This is a genomic window from Corallococcus praedator, from assembly GCF_003612125.1.
In the GTDB taxonomy this organism is placed as follows: domain Bacteria; phylum Myxococcota; class Myxococcia; order Myxococcales; family Myxococcaceae; genus Corallococcus; species Corallococcus praedator.
In genome coordinates this window covers 1-406 of the sequence record NZ_RAWI01001296.1, presented here as the reverse complement: position 1 = coordinate 406, position 406 = coordinate 1, and the positions used below count along the sequence as shown (strand labels likewise).

The following is a 406-nucleotide window of genomic DNA, read 5'->3' as shown; positions in this document are numbered from 1 at the left end:
TCCTTGTAGCGGCGGCGCTGATAGGGCACGGTCGTATCGCCAAAGCTAATCTGATATTCTTCGCTGTCGATCAGCGCGTCAACAAAGTGACCCCAGCCCAAGGTAGCAATTTTGATCGACCAGGCGATCTCTTCGTCTTTGCTGTAGGGAGCGCGACCAAGCAACCGCTTGAGGCAAAGTTCGACGACGCGGTAGTTCGAGTTTGGATCGACCACCAAACGGCGGAACGTTTCGGATTTTGCCAGTCCGCGAATGAAGTCACGCACAGTGATCGATCGATTTTTCAGTTGCGACTCTAGATTCTGCTGGCGATTGTACTGAAGAATCAAATGCTCACTAAACACTTGGCGGTAGGCGGCATTGATCAGCTCCAGCATATCGTTCGCGTCGGCGCAGTCTTCAAGAC

The 406-nt window shown here is 52.7% G+C and carries 1 protein-coding gene; it reads right to left on the bottom strand.

Annotated features, from left to right (window positions below):
* The coding region (locus tag D7Y13_RS44155) for a phycobilisome rod-core linker polypeptide (protein WP_244222505.1) at positions 1 to 377 on the bottom strand (377 nt) is incomplete at its 3' end.
* Between the last annotated feature and the right edge of the window lie 29 nt (positions 378 to 406).